The 16,006-nt window shown below is 41.3% G+C and carries 15 protein-coding genes and 1 riboswitch; of the genes, 2 read left to right on the forward strand and 13 right to left on the reverse strand.

Annotation, left to right across the window (positions count from 1 at the left end; genetic code table 11):
- On the forward strand, positions 1 to 180 hold a 180-nt coding region (locus tag L1765_RS14785; RefSeq protein ID WP_236408261.1), incomplete at its 5' end, for a hypothetical protein.
- A 175-nt stretch (positions 181 to 355) separates the two neighbouring features.
- Here the strand turns inward: L1765_RS14785 and cobU are convergent.
- Both cobU and cobT read right to left on the reverse strand, forming a co-directional pair.
- The gene (gene cobU / locus L1765_RS14790; RefSeq protein ID WP_236408262.1) at positions 356 to 901 is read right to left on the reverse strand and encodes a bifunctional adenosylcobinamide kinase/adenosylcobinamide-phosphate guanylyltransferase; all 546 of its coding nucleotides are present in this window, start codon (positions 899 to 901) and stop codon (positions 356 to 358) included.
- Complete coding sequence (cobT, locus tag L1765_RS14795) at positions 894 to 1,967, reverse strand: nicotinate-nucleotide--dimethylbenzimidazole phosphoribosyltransferase (RefSeq protein WP_236408274.1); 1,074 nt, start codon at positions 1,965 to 1,967, stop codon at positions 894 to 896. The genes cobU and cobT overlap by 8 nt, the downstream gene beginning before the upstream one ends.
- 120 nt (positions 1,968 to 2,087) lie before the next feature.
- Positions 2,088 to 2,276, reverse strand: a riboswitch (cobalamin riboswitch).
- A 179-nt stretch (positions 2,277 to 2,455) separates the two neighbouring features.
- Between cobT and L1765_RS16240 the strand changes: the two genes are divergently transcribed.
- Complete coding sequence (locus L1765_RS16240) at positions 2,456 to 2,518, forward strand: putative holin-like toxin (RefSeq protein ID WP_407942287.1); 63 nt, start codon at positions 2,456 to 2,458, stop codon at positions 2,516 to 2,518.
- A gap of 24 nt (positions 2,519 to 2,542) precedes the next feature.
- Here the strand turns inward: L1765_RS16240 and L1765_RS14800 are convergent, their stop codons facing one another.
- The 11 genes from L1765_RS14800 to L1765_RS14850 form a co-directional block, all read right to left on the reverse strand.
- A complete protein-coding gene (locus L1765_RS14800) occupies positions 2,543 to 4,594 on the reverse strand; it encodes an ABC transporter ATP-binding protein (RefSeq protein WP_236408263.1) in 2,052 nt (683 codons plus the stop codon).
- Positions 4,591 to 6,369 carry an ABC transporter ATP-binding protein gene (locus tag L1765_RS14805; protein ID WP_236408264.1) on the reverse strand — a complete coding sequence of 593 codons (1,779 nt, stop codon included), beginning with the start codon at positions 6,367 to 6,369 and terminating at the stop codon, positions 4,591 to 4,593. The genes L1765_RS14800 and L1765_RS14805 overlap by 4 nt, the downstream gene beginning before the upstream one ends.
- A gap of 255 nt (positions 6,370 to 6,624) precedes the next feature.
- Entirely contained in the window at positions 6,625 to 6,840 is a 216-nt protein-coding gene (locus L1765_RS14810; protein WP_236408265.1) for a group-specific protein, read from the reverse strand.
- A 594-nt stretch (positions 6,841 to 7,434) separates the two neighbouring features.
- Positions 7,435 to 8,790, reverse strand: coding sequence for an MATE family efflux transporter (locus L1765_RS14815; RefSeq protein ID WP_236408266.1), 1,356 nt, complete (start codon positions 8,788 to 8,790; stop codon positions 7,435 to 7,437).
- A gap of 43 nt (positions 8,791 to 8,833) precedes the next feature.
- Positions 8,834 to 9,106, reverse strand: coding sequence for a metal-sensing transcriptional repressor (locus L1765_RS14820; protein WP_236408267.1), 273 nt, complete (start codon positions 9,104 to 9,106; stop codon positions 8,834 to 8,836).
- A 96-nt stretch (positions 9,107 to 9,202) separates the two neighbouring features.
- Entirely contained in the window at positions 9,203 to 10,213 is a 1,011-nt protein-coding gene (locus tag L1765_RS14825; RefSeq protein ID WP_236408268.1) for an ABC transporter ATP-binding protein, read from the reverse strand.
- Positions 10,210 to 11,175, reverse strand: coding sequence for an ABC transporter ATP-binding protein (locus L1765_RS14830; protein WP_236408269.1), 966 nt, complete (start codon positions 11,173 to 11,175; stop codon positions 10,210 to 10,212). Before L1765_RS14830 ends, L1765_RS14825 begins: the two co-directional genes overlap by 4 nt.
- A gap of 5 nt (positions 11,176 to 11,180) precedes the next feature.
- Positions 11,181 to 12,035, reverse strand: a complete 855-nt coding sequence (locus tag L1765_RS14835) for an ABC transporter permease (protein WP_236408270.1) — start codon at positions 12,033 to 12,035, stop codon at positions 11,181 to 11,183.
- Positions 12,028 to 13,005: an ABC transporter permease gene (locus L1765_RS14840; protein WP_236408271.1), complete on the reverse strand. Its 978-nt coding sequence runs from the start codon at positions 13,003 to 13,005 to the stop codon at positions 12,028 to 12,030. The genes L1765_RS14835 and L1765_RS14840 overlap by 8 nt, the downstream gene beginning before the upstream one ends.
- A 205-nt stretch (positions 13,006 to 13,210) precedes the next feature.
- Positions 13,211 to 15,031, reverse strand: coding sequence for an ABC transporter substrate-binding protein (locus tag L1765_RS14845; RefSeq protein ID WP_236408272.1), 1,821 nt, complete (start codon positions 15,029 to 15,031; stop codon positions 13,211 to 13,213).
- A gap of 65 nt (positions 15,032 to 15,096) precedes the next feature.
- Positions 15,097 to 15,846, reverse strand: a complete 750-nt coding sequence (locus tag L1765_RS14850; protein WP_236408273.1) for a PIG-L deacetylase family protein — start codon at positions 15,844 to 15,846, stop codon at positions 15,097 to 15,099.
- Positions 15,847 to 16,006: the final 160 nt, after the last annotated feature.

A 16,006-nucleotide genomic window follows, 5' to 3' on the forward strand; every position in this document is an offset into this window, starting at 1 on the left:
ATACGAAGTTCAGAAGAATACTGCATCATAACTACTGGAAACATTTACAACGATTATCCCGGGCATCCCTATACCCATTTTTATCTGGAAATTGATACCAAGCACTTGACATTTTTAGATCAGTATGACCCGGGAGGGAATTATTTTCATATCAAAGAATTTACTAAGGACAGCCTTTGAATTCGTACTTAGCGGAGGGACTGAAGAACGGGAATTAGACCTCAAACTGACTCCATCTTTGAATTACCCAGATGTTTTTGAGGGCTCCGTTCTTTAGTCTCGAAGCGAACTTTAATCACTTCTTCGCCGAACTCAAGTTGCGGACGTGTAAATTTTTGTTCCACTACTATAAGAGTTAATAATGTGATGTAAACGAATGACCTTGTTTTACTTCTACAGGAATCCCCGCCACCATCAGGTACACTTCATCTGAAATGGCGGCAACTTTTTGATTAAATAATCCTGCTAAATCCCGAAATTGCCGACCCAGAGGATGTTCCGGAACCAAACCCCAACCCACCTCATTGGTGACCATGATGACATGACAGGAAGCATGTTGAATGGCATCGACAAAATGATTCATTCTCTCCTCCATCATTTCATTGGCAAGGAGCCAGTTGCTCAACATCATGGTTAGACAGTCTACCAATATGACATCATAACCCTGAGCTGATTCTTTCACTGTTTTACTGGTTTCAATCGGCTCTTCAAGGGTATGCCAATGGAAAGGACGCCTCTTTTTATGCTCATCTATTCTCCTTCGCATCTCGTCGTCCAAAGGCTGAGAGGTTGCCAGATATAGCACATTTTTCCCCAATTGGCCGGACAATTTCTCTGCAAAATGGCTCTTTCCACATCTCACTCCTCCGGTAATCAAAATTTTTGTATATGTTTCAGTCATGGGATTCAACCACTCCTGTTGATACCCCTGCCTGTTCAAATGTGGCCATTTCATTCATAATCCTTTGAACCGTATCAATGACCGAAAACATTAAACATGCTCCCGTTCCTTCTCCCAGCCTCATATTCATATGAAGTGAGGGGTTTAAATCAAGTAGTTGTAGAGCAATTTGATGTCCCGGTTCAACTGATTTATGCGATGGAATCAGATATGCCTTCGCAGCAGGGCTTATGCGAACAGCAGTAAGGGCGGCTACAGTAGAGATAAACCCGTCAATGACAACAGGAATGCGATTGGCTGCACATCCAAGGATAAGTCCAGCCATTGCCCCAATTTCCAATCCTCCTACCTTATGTAAAACATCTATCGGATCTTCAGCATTCGGGCAATTGATTTGAAGGGCTTTTTTTATCACATTTACTTTATTTATGTATCTGGCATCATCAATCCCCGTTCCTCTACCCACCACTTCTTCCACTGATTTGTTAGAGAGAGCAGCCAGCATAGCGGATGATGCGGTGGTGTTTCCGATTCCCATTTCACCTGTAGCAATTAATGCAGTCCCTTGGGTCAATTCCCACTCTGCCATCTCAATGCCAACCTCTATCGTCCTTAAAGCCTGGTCCCTTGTCATGGCTGGTCCCTTTACCATATTTGCTGTACCATTCATTACTTTTTTATTGATTAATCCGTCCAATTTCGATAAATCCGCATCCACTCCAACATCAACACAGGTAACCTTAGCTCCAGCTTCTCTGGCCATGACATTAATCGCTGCTCCGCCATGAAGAAAATTGAACACCATTTGTACAGTTACTTCCTTGGGAAAAGCAGAAACTCCCTCTTCCACTACTCCATGATCACCTGCCATGACCACAACGGATTTTTTTTCAAAGATACATTTTCTTAATCCGGTGATACCAGCCAATTGAATGGCTATATTCTCCAACTGCCCTAGACTCCCCTGTGGTTTGGTTAATTGATTAATGTGATTGAATGCTGCTTCCATTGCTTCCTGATCCAACGGCTTGATATTTGTAATGATTTGATCAATTTTTTCCGTCATCATTTCCTTCTCTCCCCCCTAAATATGATTTAAAGCAAAAACACCTACAGAGTCCGGGAATGGACACCATAGGTGTAAAAAACATATACCTAACAGTTACTCCCTTTTATCCCGAAGGGTGCTTACTTCCACAAACAGGCAGGTCTCCTGGCTCTTGGATCATCACTGTTCCATCCCTTCCCATCGATCAGACAGTGGATTTCTATGGAACAGCTCCTCAATTACAGTGGCGGGTCCGCGACGGATTTACACCGTTCTTCCCTTTTCACTTCATCTGAAAAAATGAAGACCTGTTTGCACCAATGATATTTAATTTTCAATCATTTTTATTATAGTGCATGATCATGAAGGAGACAAGAAATTAATAAATTTCTATTTATACATTTATCCATCCCAACGCCATGCTGTGCAATTACTTTTAATCTATATCTATTTATCAATAGAATAGGCTTATAAGGGCAGTCAGTTAATCTCCCGGAAGGGAGGTGATGCCTGTGGATGTTTATCAAACACTCAATCTAATGATTTCTTTTGCAACATTGATATGTTAATTAGTGTTAGATCAAAAAGAATTGTTAATTAAGGACTCTGTTTAACTCCCCCTTCTGCAGTTGATACATCTTATAGTACCGTCCTTTCTGCTCCATAAGCTCCTCATGGGTTCCCCGCTCCACAATCTGGCCGCGATGAAGAACGAGAATCTGATCGGCATGCTGTATAGTCGACAAGCGATGGGCGATGATAAAAGTGGTTCTCCCTTTTGAGAGAACCTGTAATCCACTCTGAATCAGGGCCTCTGTTTCACTATCGATGCTGGCCGTAGCTTCATCCAAAATGAGGATGGCTGGATTATAAACCAACGCTCTGGCAAAGGTAATCAACTGTCTCTGACCGGCAGACAGCGTGCTTCCCCTTTCTTTTACCGATTCTTCATACTTGTCAGGCAGACGCTCGATAAACTGATCGGCACCTACAGCTTTTAATGCATCCTTTACCTGCTCCAGAGCAATCGAATCATCATATAGACGGACATTAAATTGAATATCACCGGTAAACAAGAACGGGTCCTGCAAAACCAAAGCCATATGGTGTCTTAAACCATGAACCGGCAGGGACTTAATGTCCCCTCCGTCAATGCAAATCCTTCCTTTGTTGGCCTCATAAAAACGAAGCAGCAGATTCATAATGGAGCTCTTTCCGGAACCCGTATGGCCAACAAGGGCCACCGTTTGGCCGGGTTTGGCTTCAAATGAAATATCCTTTAGCACATAATCATCATTTTTATAAGCAAACCATACATGTTCAAATGTTACATGTCCCTTGGGTCTCGGGATCTTGGTCTCATCATCCGTCTCACAGGGAGGTTCATCCAGGATTTTGAACACCCTTTCGGAAGAAACCAGTGCCTGTTGCAGATTGGACAGGCGCTCCATGATCATGTTTACCGGCTCAAAGAAACGTCCCAAATAATCCACATAAGCATACAATACGCCTAATGAGATGACATCCCTCAAAGATTGGCTGCCAAAGTACCAGATGATCAGGGCAAGAACCAATTTATTGATCAAATCTACGACGGGTCGGAGCAGCAATCCATCCAGCTTGATTTCCCTCATTCGTCCCTGAAAATATTCCTCATTTAGTTTGTTAAACTCTTTTTCCATCTCCTTCTCTTTGCGAAAGGCCTGAATAATAGTCATCCCCTGAATGGATTCGTTAATGGTCGCATTCATTTCACTTAATTTGGCACGGATTAAAGAAAAATTTCGAGATGAATACTTTTTGAATACGAGAATGATAACAGCCAGAATTGGCATAATTGCCAAGGTTAAAAGGGCCAGCCGGGGTTGAAGGATAAACAGGGCTATGAATATCCCGATCAAATAGATTCCATTTTGGACGAAGTTTGCCATCACGCTAACAAACATTTCCCGAATCGCTTCCGTGTCATTGGTTACTCTGGTGATAATCTGTCCTGTTGGAGTTTTGTCAAAAAAGGAAACGGAGAGTCTCTGCAAATGGGAGAATAATTCTATTCTTAAGCGCTGTATAATTCGATGGGCGGTTGACTGCAAAGTAAATAACTGGATGTAATTAAGCCCGGCGGAAACCAGGATCAAACCCACATACAAAAAAACCAGGGTAAGCAACGGAGAAATCTCCAATTCATAAAAAAGCTTTACCTCCTCATTGGAAAGAAGGACTGCCGGATATTTCTCCCGATTTTTTCCCAACGTAATCTCCAGCCAGGTACCCTGATCTGAAGAGATGACTTTGCGCTCTCCATCAAAGGAAATGACTGTGGGAATCACGTAATAGTTCATGCCCACCTGAAGAATTTGGGCACGGGGGAAATTTACAGATTCGGCTTCCGTTATCCAGTCTTCCCTTACCCACTCCTTCCCTTGAAAATCGACTTTCTTTGCTTCAGCAGGACTTTCTCCATTGGGATATATGATCCATGGCTTCTCTATTCCCAAAATATGCTCATCAATGGCGATCTTGGCAATAAACGGTCCTGTTAATTCTGCTCCGGCTGCAAACAGGAGAATCAGAAGAGCAAAGAATATCTTTTTTCGAAAGGGCCCGGCATATCCGACTAATCGAGAAATTGTGGAGGATTTCATCTTTCAGCCCCCTTATCATCATGTTCATGGTCTGTCATATTCAAAGACTCTTCCAATTGCTGCCTGCGGAATTGTTCACTGTACCACCCTTGGGTGGCCATCAATGAATCATGGGTTCCTTTTTCAATCATTTCCCCTTGATCCAGCACTAGGATTAAATCGGCATGGTGAATCGCCGATAATCGATGAGCTGCTATAATGGTTGTTTTTCCTCTTCTTTCCTTGCGGATGTTTTCCAGAATTCTCTCTTCCGTTTTTGCATCTACGGCAGATAATGAATCATCCAGGATAAGAATCTCAGGATTGGTCAACAATGCCCTTGCGATGGCAATTCTTTGCTTTTGTCCTCCGGAAAGCATTACTCCCTTTTCCCCAATTAAGGTATCCAGACCTTCCGGAAACTGCTCAATATCCTTTATGAGTGAAGCCACATTCAGTATATGAACTAATTCCTCAAAGGTAGCGTCGGGTTTTCCGAAGGTGATATTCTCCTGAATTGTTTTTGAAAAAAGCAGATGCTCCTGGGGAACATATCCCACCCAGCCCCTCAGTGCAGAGAGAGAAATTTTTTCTAAAGGTACATTGTTGATAAAAATCTTATTCTCTTCTATAGGAAAAAGGTATAACAACTGTTTAAGGAGAGTCGATTTTCCGCTTCCGGTTTTACCGACTACCCCCAATGTTTGACCCCTCTCAAGCTGAAAGGAAATATGCTTGATCGCGGGACTTTGAGAGCCCGGATAAAAAAAGGTGAAATCTCTCATTTCAATAGATTCAGGAACCGCTATTGAGATCGAATTTTCTTTTTCTTCCACATCCGGTTTCTGCTGAAATAGGTTCTCCAATCGATCAAGGGAAGCGTTCCCTCTTTGGACAATGTTAAACAGCCATCCAAAAGCAAACATCGGCCATATTAGAAGCCCAAGGTATAAATTAAATGAAACCAGTTCTCCCAAAGAGATTTCGCTGTTAAATACTAGGAAGGCACCGTATGCCAAGGCAATTAAAAAGCTGCTGCTGATAATCGTTGATATGGTTGGTTCAAAAAGGGCATCAATCCTGGAAACACGGATATTTTTGTCTAGAACGTCGGATGAAACTTTCTCAAAAGCATGAATATCCGCTTTCTCCTGAACAAAGGAACGGATCACCCGAACTCCGGAAATCGATTCCTGAACATGGTCATTCATTCTCCCAAAAGCCTCTTGAGCATCAAAGAATCGCTTATGAAGCAATCGTCCATAAAAACTGGTTGCCCAGGCCAAAAACGGCATCGGGATTAAGGCAGCAAGAGTGAGCTTCCAACTGATTACGGTAACCATAGTGACGAAGGTAATTAAAGTCATCACAATGGAGTCAACCAAAGTTAAGACACCTAGCCCTGCGGTCATTTCTATGGCATTAATATCATTCGTCGCTAATGCCATTAAGTCCCCAGTTCTACTTCGATGATAAAAAGATGGAGTCATTTTCGTCAAATAATGAAACAATTTGGATCTTAATGTCTTCTCCAGCAGAAGAGATCCGCCAAATAAAAAATATCGCCAGTAATAACGTAAAACGTATAGCATTACGGCGATGAACATAATAAGAAGAACGGTCTGATTCAGGGATTCTGAGGTCAAGGTGCCGGATCGGATAAAATCAATAACCTCACCAATTAATTTTGGAGGAATCAAAACCATCAGATCAATGACTACCAAGAGGATAATTCCAAGGGTATATTTCTTCCATTGCTCTCTGAAAAACCACCCCAGTTTTTTAAAGGCGTTCATTTTATGTCCTCTCTCTTTCTCTTTTTCTGTAAACACTTCTCTTTACCTTTTTTCGCTACCCATATTTTATATGTGTTTTACAGAAATTTCATTATGAAAATTTAAGCACAAACTCGAAGGCTGTCCTTAGTAAAATCATTAGTTCCATCCATTCATATATTTGGGAAATAAGTGCATGTACAACCAAAAGAAAAAATCCCTGTTAAAAAAGGGATTTTAAAGATTATTAGACGTAACCTGTTTTATGAAACAGGTTTATGCAAATAGCTCCTTAAAAAGTTCAACATATTTATTCATCTTTTTTGCCATGTGAAAAGCCTCGTTTAGCTGTTCCTGTGATAACGGATGTGTTTCAACCAGCTGGATCAATTCCCTCTTGGTTTCCGATGAGAGAATCTGATTGCCTTCCAATTTTTTTATGACATCTTCTTTTGAATGATCAATGTTGCATACAGTTTTCTCTTTTTCCATTGTTGGCACCTCCTATTTACATTTTAACTGTTATTTTCTGATACGGCTAGATTTTAACTATTTTCGCCAGAAGTCCCCTTGCTCTAAGGTGGGGGATGAATGGCGATTTATCCAAGAATCCCTTCATAAGACGAGAGGGCAAACCTTTCTTTTCTCTGGAAAAGAAAGGCGAAACTTGCTATAATGAACATATGTTCCTTGATAACTGAATGATACAGGGTTGCCATGAGGATAGATAGTCATAGCGTAAAATCATTCTTTCATCAAGTAATGAAGGGAGGGTTTGCCCTGAACGGGATGCCGAAAGGTATCGAACGCTTGTTGAGATCATGTAAGACTTTGTGCATACCTCACAAGCAACGGTCATTGAAACAAGAAGCCCCGCCTCTAAGCGTTAGCGTAGGCGGTGGGAGCATTCACCAACTTTCCAAATTGGACAACGAGTTTCCGGTAACCGCCTTCGGGAAATGGAATGTTTATACGAGTATTTAAGGGCTGTTTCCATCGAATTGCCCCTGGAAAGGAGAACCGCTACCGCCAGGGCAGGACGTTAACTCATGGTTTTACTGATCAGCTCTTCTTCATACTTCTCATTCAGCTTAATAATTCCATCCATTTCTTTTTTCGGTAACGGTGAAGCAAAAATATAGCACGGACAAAAATATCAATAGCTATTGCCAACCAAGCCCCGGCTAATCCAAGATTTAGTGCGATCCCTAGGAAATAAACGCCTATTACCCGTACACCCCATATACCAATGGCTGTGCTGTACATGGGATATTTCGTATCTCCTGCCCCCTGTAAAGCTCCGGTTAAAACCAATCCAATGGCCAAAAATGGCTGAGCAAAGGCATCGATGCGTAAGGCCGTTACAACCTGGGAGACCACAGTGGAATTATCGGTAAATATGGATGCAGCCCATGGCGACAAAATAAATAATAAAACCCCTATTACACTCATTATGATAATCGATATATACATGGTTAACATCCCATACTGATATGCCTCTTCTTTCTGTCCGGCGCCTAAACTCTGCCCTACCAATGTTGTTGCCGCTACAGCTAAGCCATACCCTGGCATATAAGAAAATATTTCGATATTGCCGGCAATTTGGTGAGCTGCATAAGTAAAGGTTCCCATCGAGATAATCATACCAAAATAAAGGATTTGGCCAACTCGCATGATTAATCGTTCAATTCCTGCAGGAGTTGCGATTTTTACCAGACTTCTAATTACATCCTTCTCAAGAAACCAGTTTTTCCATAGCCCTTTCCCCAATCCCCATTTACTTTTATGAAGATAGAAAAATAGGAGTAAGGTACCTGCAACCCTAGAAAGAACGGTAGCTAAGGCTGCACCCGCCAACCCCATCGCGGGAATGAATAAAAATCCAAAAATCAAAACGTAATCCAGCACAATATTTAATAAATTAGTCCATGTACTTACTTTCATAGGGGTTTTTGTATCTCCTGCTCCCCTTAAAATACTGCCGAGGACAAACATGAGTGAAATAAAAATGGAAGGAACAGCAACAATACGAAAATAGACGACGCCCTTAGCAGTAACATGTTCATTTGCTCCCATAATTCGGAGAAAATCATCTGCAAACATAAGGGTTAATAAACCAAATAAAATACCAACTAACCCTGATAGAAGAACAGATTGCTTCGCTATTTTCTGGGCACCAGAAAAATCCTTCGCCCCGACCTTTCTTGCAATCATAGCCGTTGCCCCGACTCCAAGAGCCATAAATACGGCAAAATAGATTTGCAGGATGGCATTTGTCGCCCCTACCGCTGCCACTTCTACCAAACCCAGTTTGGCAATAAAAAGAGTATCGATAAAACCAACCATGGTTTGTAAAATATTTTCTATCATTGCTGGATAGGCCAATGTCAAAATAACCACTAACTTTTCTTTAGTGTTTGTTGCAGATGCTGCAATATTCATAATAACACCTGACTCCTGTCCCATTGAAATTTTCTTTGTAAAGTTAACGAATAAAATTATTTAACGCTTTTTGCAAATCATGAATTACCTCTTCTTGATTCCCGTGCTCGATCGCCTCAACCACACATCCTTCCAGATGATCCTGCAATATGAGCTTCCCAACATTATCCAGCGCTTTTCTAACAGCAGCTATCTGCAACAGTAAATCTGAACAATCCCGGTCAGCCTTGGCCATTTCTTTAATGGAACGCACATGACCCTCAATTCTGGCTAATCGATTAACGATGCTCTTCCGATGCTGATGGTTTGACCCCATAAAGTCACCTCCTGGAAAGGATTATATCCCCCCCAGGGGGATATTGTAAATGAAAATGTGGAGGCATTTATACATAAATGCCTCACATTTACCCAACTATTGTGATATTGCCTCAGCTTCCAGCTTAACTCCTTTGCCCATATGACAGGAGACGTAATGTTGATCTTCAGTCTCTTCCAGCTGAGGCGGCTGTTTTAAACATTCATCATGCTGATGGGGACACCTTGCAGCAAAAGGACAGCCTTTAGAATAAACACTTGCGTCCACTTCTCCATCCAATATCAACTCTTCTTTTTTCTCTAAAAACTGATTGAGATCTGCGACAACAGCTACAAGAGCTTTTGTATAGGGATGAGACGGATTTCTAATGATCTTTTTGGTTGGTCCTATTTCTACAATTTTTCCTTTGTACATTACAGCAATTCGATCACACATATAGCTGGCCGTTGAAAGATCATGAGTAATAAACATCATGGTAAGTCCCATATTCTTTTTAAGATCAAGCAGGAGATTTAGAATTCCTGCTCGAACCGATACATCCAGCATGGAGGTCGGTTCATCAGCTACCACAAAGGATGGATTTAATATAAGGGCCCTGGCAATAGCAATCCTTTGACGCTGTCCACCGCTTAATTGATGGGGATATCGATACATAAAATCTTCGGCAGGTTTTAAATCAATACTTTCGATGGCTGCCGCCACTCGTTTCTTTTTCGCTTCGAATGAAAGCTCCTTTTCGTGGGCATTAAGCGGTTCCATCAGTATATCCAAGATCCTCATTCCTGGATTTAAGGAATCATACGGATCTTGAAAGATCATTTGCATCTGCTTTCTGTAAACATGAGCTTCCTTATCGGTAAGCTTACAAAGATCTACTCCATTAAAGTGGATTTCCCCTGCGGTTTCTTTCTCTAATCGCATGATCAGTCTAGCCGTTGTTGTTTTACCACAACCACTCTCACCAATAATTCCAAGGATCTCACCTTTTTTAACCGTTAAATTTAATTCGTTTACCGCGTATACAGGTATCTTTTTTCTGCCCTGCAGGATATTTCCTTCTTTTCTAATAAAGGTCTTGGTTAACTTCTTCACAGTAATCAAACTCATTGGCTAACCTCCTCCAGAAAACATGCAGAATAGTGATGGTTACCTAAATTCTTTAAAGGAGGTTCCTCCACTTTACAGCGCTCCATGGCCTGGGGGCAACGGTTGTGAAAACGGCAACCGGTTGGAGGATTAACCAGGTTTGGAACAGATCCAGGAATGGAGATACATTCCTTATCTGGATCCTTTAAATCAGGGGTGGCACCTAAAAGTCCCTGAGAGTATGGATGTTTTGCACGATGAACAATATCCTTTGTATCCGCCCATTCCACAATCTTACCTGCATACATGATGGCAATCCGGTCACAGACAGAGGTTACCATTGGTAGATCATGGGAAATTAAAATGATAGAGAGATTTAATTCCCTTTGCAGCTTCTTAATGAGACCAAGCACCTGGGCCTGGGTTAATACATCAAGTCCTGTTGTGGATTCATCAGATATCACCAATTGCGGATTACAGGATAACGCCATGGCAATGGCCACCCTCTGCTTCATACCGCCGCTGAATTCATGGGGATAACTCTTCCAACGATTACGGTCAATCCCTACCATTTCCAACAAATCACATGCTCGATGAATTGCCTTCTTTTTCGATGTCCGTTCATGGAGAATAATTGCTTCGGCAATTTGTTCCCCTACTGTGTACACTGGATTTAGGGCGTTCATGGCACTTTGCGGAATAACTGAAATCGTCTTCCATCTTAATTCCTCAAGTAGTGAAGTGGATGCCTGCAACAGGTCTACTCCATTGATTATTGCTTTACCTGAAACCACCTTCCCAGGATACTCAATAAGGCGAAGTATGGATTGAGCCACCGTGGTTTTTCCACAGCCTGACTCTCCTATAAGTCCCAGCATTTCTCCTTTTTTTACTGAGAAGCTCACATTTTCAACAGCCTTTGCCGTTCCTTTATTTGTATAGAAATAGGTAGATAATTCCTCTACAGTTAAAACATTTTCCATATCTATCACCCCTTCCGTAACCTGGGATTAAGGATTTCCTCCATGGAATACCCGGTAAATGCAAATCCAATCACAAGGGTTGTGATTAATAAACCTGGAGGCAACACCCACCATACCCAGGCATCAGTTAAGAAAGCACCCCTAGCCTGAGCATAATAAAGAATCGTTCCCCAACTTTTATTAAATGGGTCTCCTAATCCCAGAAAGCTTAGTGAGGCCTCTATCAAAATGGAATGACTGGCTGCCATAACAAATTGAGAAAGGGCCAACGGGATCACACCAGGCAAGATATGCTTTCGCAGAATGGTAGGAATACTGGTGCCGATGGAGCGGGCTGCCTCTACATATCCTCTTGTTTTTAAATTTAATACTTGAGAGCGAATCACCCTGGCCGGACTAGCCCAAGTTAACACGCTAATGACAAAGATAATGTTCCAAAAACTGGGTCCAACAAAAGCAGCCAATAGGATCATTAACGGTAAGAATGGAATGACAAGAACTAAATCTACCAGCCGCATTAAAATAGAATCGATTTTCCCCCCATAATAACCAGAGACAATACCTACCAGACAGCCAATAAGTATGGAAATAAAAGCAGCAATAACCCCGATTAATAAGGAAATCCTTGTGCCATAAAGCAGTTCGCTAAAGATATCCTGACCAATATCATTGGTCCCTAACAAAAAGTCACTGTTTGGCGGCAAAAAAGGACTTGCGACCCGATCATCCGGGGAATAAGGAGCTATCCAAGGCGCAAATACAGCAATAAATACAAAAATGCCTAAGATGGATAGTCCTACCATTCCGAGATTATTTGACTTAAACACTTCCCAATCATGTTTCCATTTTTCTCTATCCATTGCTTCTTCCCACCTTAGGATCCAATAATGGATATATAATATCAGCTAAGAAATTGGCGATAACTACAGTAAAGGTAATAATTAAGAAGGATGCTTGAATTACGGGATAGTCTCTGCTTAATACAGCTTCAAACATCAGCCTTCCGATACCCGGATAAGCAAAAACAGTTTCGATAACAGTTGCCCCGCCAAACATAAAACCTAGGCTTAACATAAACATGGTGGCCACAGGAAGCAGAGCATTTCTCATGGCATGCCTATATTTGATAACCTTTTCCTTAACTCCCTTTGCCCGTGCCATCAGAATATAATCTTCCCCTAACACATTAAGCATGGAGTATCTCATCGTCATGAATATAGAAGACACTGAAATAAGAACGAGAGTTGTCAAGGGGAGGACCAGATGTTTCAATATATCCCAGACCCGTTCCCACCCGGTATAACTCGCCCATACCGTTTCAGCTCCATAAATGGGAAACCACTTTAACTGAGCGGCAAAGATGGAAACTAAGATCATTCCAACCCAGAAAGAAGGCATTGCACTTAAAAACATAAATCCTGTTAATAGGCTGACATCCTTCTTTGTCCCTCGTTTCCAGGCAGAGATAGCCCCAAAAATGACTCCCAAGATGGTAGCAATGATTAAATTAGCCCCTGTCAACAGAAGGGTCCATGGCAAACGGCTTAATATCAGTTCAGTAATGGGCATTTTTTGCTGATAAGAATAGCCAAAATCTCCTGTAACTAAATTTTTTAAATAGATGGCATATTGTTCATATAACGGCTTGTTTAGCCCATATTTGTCTAAAATCTCTTGTTTCTCCGCAGAGGACATAAACCCTACATCCTCACCCGCCAAAAATACGAGGGGGTTTCCAGGCATAAGCCTGGGTAGGAGGAAATTAAGTGTAATCATGATAAATAAGACTAAGATATATTGCATGACCTTTCCAGTTAAAAATTTTGACATGATAACTCCCCTTTCTGACTGAATCAGAAAGTAGCTTTCCCAGATACATTCTGATTCAGCTAGAACCGTCCTTAGTAGACACAGAACAAATTCTGCTAAAATTCCCCTAGCCTACTCTTTGATTCTATGATTATCTGTCTACCAAAACTTCTAAGATAAAGATGGAGGAAGGAGAGGAAAACCCCCTCCTTCATTGTTTATATACTTAAGCTCCTTTACTGGAGTTATTCTTAGAACGCTTCATCCAGAAGATCAAGAGAAAAGCAGCCAGGATGATGAAACCAAATATGAGTAAAGAATTGGTCCCTTTGCCAGAAGATGCTTCTGACGTTTGGGCATCGGGTTGTCCAGCTTGGGTTGTTTCATTATTTGTAGTTGTAGTAGATGATGATCCCGTTTGTTTATCAGCGTCTGTTTTTGATTTTTCTGTATGGATAAAGGAAAACTTATTAATAATTCCTTTTCCGTTCTGGAATACCCATTGATCACTTACATTTGGATTATAGGCATTAATAACTTCTTCGTAATAAAGAGGAATAACCGGAAACTCCTCAGCGACTAGTGCCTGCATGTCCATAATAATTTTTTTTCGCTCTGCAGGATCAATCGTTTTACCCAATTTATCTGCCAATTGATCAAATTCCTCATTTTTATAACCGCCGATATTTACTGTTCCTACACTGGTATCTGAATGGAACAGCTCGACCAAACGAGCAGGGAATAACTGCATGGTGGAAGACCAGCTCCACATAGCCAGATCATAATCTCTTCCCTTCGCTACATCAAAGTCCGGCCATACCAAGGAGTCAACGGTAGTCATGTCCATGGCTTTGACAGAAACTTTTAATCCTAATTCATTTAACCACTCCGTAATAATTTCTGCCGTACGAATTCTGGTAGGACTGCTGGAATAAACCAAGGTAACCAGTTCTATTTTTTTCCCTTCCGGATCCTCCCTAAACCCATCATTATCCGTATCTTTAAATCCGGCGTTTTCCAAAATCAGCTTAGCCTTATCCAAATCAGGTTTAAAGGAAACATCTTTATTAAAATACGGAGAGGTCGGGTGGATAAAACCCGGGTTTCCTTCTGTTGCATAGCCTAACAAGACAGTGTCAATCAGATATTTACTATCAATGGCATAAGCCATAGCCTCACGAACTTCTTTTACTGATAAAGGATATTTCTCCGCATTAATTTGAAATAAAGTGGTTCGGTATCCTGCACCATTTACTAGCTTAATATTTGGGTTCGATTCAAATTGCTTTACTAGCTCAGGAGAAACATTACTGGAAACAGCGTCAACTTCCCCTGCTTTAAGGGCGGTAAATAAAGCAGTTGTATCTTCAATAATCGGTAAAACAAGGGATTTGGCAATCGGCTCTCCCATGAAATAATCGGGATTTGCCTTAAACTTATAAAATTGGTTAGGTTTATACTCCTCTAAAATATACGGCCCACTTCCGGTAGTATCCTTTGCTTCATCTGGATTAGTAATTTGACTCCAGATGTGCTTCGGCAGAATTGGCAAATCAGCCAACGGTTGAATCATAAAGTCAGGCTCAGGCTGCTTTAACTTCATAACCAAGGTTGTATCATCCCTAACATCAATGCTCTCAATAGCTTGAGAAGGCTTGGTAAAACGAGACTTTTTATACTGTAATACGTATTCATAAGTAAATTTTACATCCTCCGCAGTTAACGGCTTCCCATCATGCCACTTCACATCATCATGGAGCTTAAAGGTATAGGTTAATCCGTCTTCACTTATCTCATAATCCTTAACCAACCAGGGCTGGGGCTGATTGTTTTCATCTAATTGGAAGAGGGTGTCATATATAAGATTAACCAAATCCAATCCTGGAGAACCCGTCACATAAGTATACGGTGTTAACGTATTTTCATCCTTCGTAATCCCTACCTTTAACAGATCTAATTGTTCAGCTGCACGAATGGCTGAAAAATTAGAAAATACTAAAACCAATGATAGTGCTAAGGCAAAAACAATATTGATCCTTTTTTTCACGCTTTAGTCTCCTCTCATTTTATTTTTTTATATAATTTCATATTGTATTAAAAAATTTTAGTTGATTAAACAATTAATTGTTGCAAATGGAAATTGCCTTCCCTGCGGTAAGCCTCTGCCAGAACGAAGTGCCCATGGGTGGCTAAACCGTAATACACATGAATCGCTTGATCTAATACTTTATGAATAGATCTTCCCTTTTCATAATCAGATAGGTTTGCAAATCCAGGAATTAACTTTTCAACGGTAGACTTGTCTAGAGCACGATCAAAATGCTTACCGCTAAATTCCATTTGACTTTCCAAAACATCCATTGCTTTCTCCTTCTTCTCCCAAACGGAAGAGATATCCACTACACAATTTGGATGATGTGGCGTCATATAATAGATGGTTGGAACAGGATGAGGCTCCAAACCTGGCATCTCATCTAACGCAAAATCTCTTCCGGCCAGGGCAATTGCTTCTAAAATTAAGATCATCGCTTGTCTGCGATCTGGGTCTAAATCATGAAAGGAATGCTCCGGGTCTTGGGTGATGATAATATCTGGCTTTACTTCCCTGATCACTTTGATCAGCTTCTTTTTTGATTCCGGGCTTACATCCACATGCCCATACTGGAAGTTGGTAAAGCTAACCTCAACTCCCAATTCTTCTGCGGCCTTAGTAACCTGTGGCTGGGATCTTTCTCCGCATAAAATAATGGATGCATAGGACTTTCCGCCAAGCTCCACATTTTTGGCCAATGCACCGCCACATTCAACAACCTCCATTCCATATACTCCTAATAACAGCATGTTTACTCCAGTCTGATTCATCCCTTCTACCTCCAAAATCTCCTAATTATGAAAATCGAGTAAGAGGGGGCGACTAACCCCCGTCTTCTCACACCACCTAGCATGCGGTTCCGCACTAGGCGGTTCGCCAACCTTGACGAAGTTCGTTATATCTTTGGGTTAAACTCTTGAGTCCTCGGGA

This window comes from Microaerobacter geothermalis (assembly GCF_021608135.1).
Classification (GTDB): domain Bacteria; phylum Bacillota; class Bacilli; order DSM-22679; family DSM-22679; genus Microaerobacter; species Microaerobacter geothermalis.

Bases quoted from the DNA above. Each gene is read 5' to 3' on its own strand.
- cobU (WP_236408262.1), bottom strand. From the start codon at position 901: ATGACTGAAACATATACAAAAATTTTGATTACCGGAGGAGTGAGATGT.
- cobT (WP_236408274.1), bottom strand. From the start codon at position 1,967: ATGACGGAAAAAATTGATCAAATCATTACAAATATCAAGCCGTTGGAT.
- L1765_RS14800 (WP_236408263.1), bottom strand. From the start codon at position 4,594: ATGAAATCCTCCACAATTTCTCGATTAGTCGGATATGCCGGGCCCTTT.
- L1765_RS14805 (WP_236408264.1), bottom strand. From the start codon at position 6,369: ATGAACGCCTTTAAAAAACTGGGGTGGTTTTTCAGAGAGCAATGGAAG.
- L1765_RS14810 (WP_236408265.1), bottom strand. From the start codon at position 6,840: ATGGAAAAAGAGAAAACTGTATGCAACATTGATCATTCAAAAGAAGAT.
- L1765_RS14815 (WP_236408266.1), bottom strand. From the start codon at position 8,790: ATGAATATTGCAGCATCTGCAACAAACACTAAAGAAAAGTTAGTGGTT.
- L1765_RS14820 (WP_236408267.1), bottom strand. From the start codon at position 9,106: ATGGGGTCAAACCATCAGCATCGGAAGAGCATCGTTAATCGATTAGCC.
- L1765_RS14825 (WP_236408268.1), bottom strand. From the start codon at position 10,213: ATGAGTTTGATTACTGTGAAGAAGTTAACCAAGACCTTTATTAGAAAA.
- L1765_RS14830 (WP_236408269.1), bottom strand. From the start codon at position 11,175: ATGGAAAATGTTTTAACTGTAGAGGAATTATCTACCTATTTCTATACA.
- L1765_RS14835 (WP_236408270.1), bottom strand. From the start codon at position 12,035: ATGGATAGAGAAAAATGGAAACATGATTGGGAAGTGTTTAAGTCAAAT.
- L1765_RS14840 (WP_236408271.1), bottom strand. From the start codon at position 13,005: ATGTCAAAATTTTTAACTGGAAAGGTCATGCAATATATCTTAGTCTTA.
- L1765_RS14850 (WP_236408273.1), bottom strand. From the start codon at position 15,846: ATGAATCAGACTGGAGTAAACATGCTGTTATTAGGAGTATATGGAATG.